The sequence below is a fragment of the Ideonella livida genome, assembly GCF_010499455.1.
GTDB lineage: Bacteria > Pseudomonadota > Gammaproteobacteria > Burkholderiales > Burkholderiaceae_C > Ideonella > Ideonella livida.
In genome coordinates, this window is record NZ_JAAGOH010000077.1 from 1 (window position 1) to 2,096 (window position 2,096).

Here is a 2,096-nt window from a genome sequence, read left to right on the forward strand (position 1 = left end):
CCGCCGACCAAGGCGGCAACGACGCCGCCGACAGCGACATCGACGCCGCTGGCAACACCGCCGCCATCACCCTGGGCCAGGGCGACCACGTCACCACCGTTGACGCCGGCCTGTTCCAGAAGGCCAGTGTGGGCGACACCGTGTGGGTGGACGCCAATGGCAACGGCCAGCTGGACGGCACCGAGGCCGGCCAGGCGGGCGTCACGGTCAAGCTGCTGGATGCCAACGGCACCGTGGTGGCCACCACCACCACCGACGCCAACGGCAAGTACCTGTTTGCCGACCTGACCCCCGGCACCTATGCCGTGCAGTTCGACAAGAGCACGCTGCCCGCGGGCTACGAGTTCACCCAGCGTGATGCCGGCGCCGACGCCAGCGACTCCGATGCCGACACCACCACCGGCACCACCAGCCAGTTCACGCTGCGCTCGGGCGAGGCCAACACCACGGTGGACGCCGGCGTGAAGTCGACCTTCGTCGAGCAGGCGCGCATTGACCTGGAGACCTTTGTCCGCGGCCGCTACCAGACCACGTCCGCCGAAGGCGGCGAGGGCCTGAGCCCGGGCTACTGGAAGACCCACGCGCCGACCGACGGCTGCGGCGGCTCGACCGGCCCGGCCGATGGCGCCTGGACCGGCGTGCCCTACAAGCCCACCGACAGCTTCGAGTCGCTGTTCGGGGTGAACATCTCCGGCAGCAACCCGACCCTGGCCAGCGCCCTGGCCACCACCGGCGGCGGCATGGAGGCGCTGATGCGCCAGGCCGTGGCCGCCCTGCTGAACGCCTCGCACCCGATGATCAGCTTCCAGTACACGGAAGCCCAGGTCATCGCCATGGTGCAGAACGCCTTCGCGACCTGCGACTACACCACCGCCAAGAACCTGCTGGAAGTCCAGAACACGCTGGAAGCGGACCTGAGCACGCCGGCCACCACCACCGTCACCGCCGAGACGGCCAACCTGGATGCCGACACCAGCGGCTCCGGCCCGGTCATCCCTGCCGGCGGTGAGGCGCTCTACACCTACAAGGTCACCAACACCGGCAACGTCGCGCTGACCGATGTGCAGCTGTCGGACACCCAACTCACCGGCCTGACCTATGCCAGCGGTGACAACGGCAACGGCGTGCTGGACGTGGGCGAGACCTGGATCTACACCGCCAGCCGTCCGGTGACGGCGGGCGCGGAGTTTGCCAATGTGGGCACGGTGACCGCCAAGTCGGTGGGCACCGGCACCGCGGTGAGCGACAGCGATGCCACCCACTACACCGTGCCGGCCGTGGCGCAGAACGCCACCGTGGGCGACAAGGTGTGGGTGGACGTCAACGGCAACGGCACCCAGGACACCGGCGAGGCCGGCCTGGCCTGCGTCACCGTCAAGCTGCTCAACGCCAGCGGCGCCGTGGTGGCCACCACCACCACCGACAACAGCGGCAACTACCAGTTCACCAACGTCACCCCGGGCACCTACTCGGTCCAGTTCGTCACCCCCTCGGGCTACGTCTTCACCAAGAAGGACGTGGGCAGCGACGCCACCGACAGCGACGCCGCCTCCACCGGCAAGACCGGCTCCTTCACCGTCAACGCCGGTGACGCCATCACCTCCGTCGACGCCGGCCTCTACAAGACCGCCAGCATCGGCGACAAGGTCTGGCTGGACACCGATGGCGACGGCCAGCTCGACGGCAACGAGGCCGGCCTGGCCTGTGTCACCGTCAAGCTGCTGGACACCGCGGGCAATGTGGTGGCCACCACCACCACCAACAGCAGTGGCGGCTACCAGTTCACCGGCCTGGCCCCGGGCCAGTACGCCGTGCAGTTCGTCGCCCCCAACGGCTACACCTTCACCAGCAAGGATGTGGGCTCGGACAGCAGCGACAGCGATGCCGGCGCCGACGGCAAGACCGGCTACTACACCCTGACCTCCGGCAGCAACGTCACCACCGTGGACGCCGGCCTGAAGCAGGCCACCGCCACCGTGGGCGACAAGGTGTGGGTGGACGTCAACGGCAACGGCACCCAGGACACCGGCGAGGCCGGCCTGGCCTGCGTCACCGTCAAGCTGCTCAACGCCAGCGGCGCCGTGGTGGCCACCACC

The 2,096-nt window shown here is 69.2% G+C and carries 1 protein-coding gene; it reads left to right on the forward strand.

Annotated features, from left to right (window positions below; all coding sequences use genetic code 11):
* The coding region (locus G3A44_RS23085; RefSeq protein WP_203561548.1) for an SdrD B-like domain-containing protein at nucleotides 1-2,096 on the forward strand (2,096 nt) is incomplete at both ends.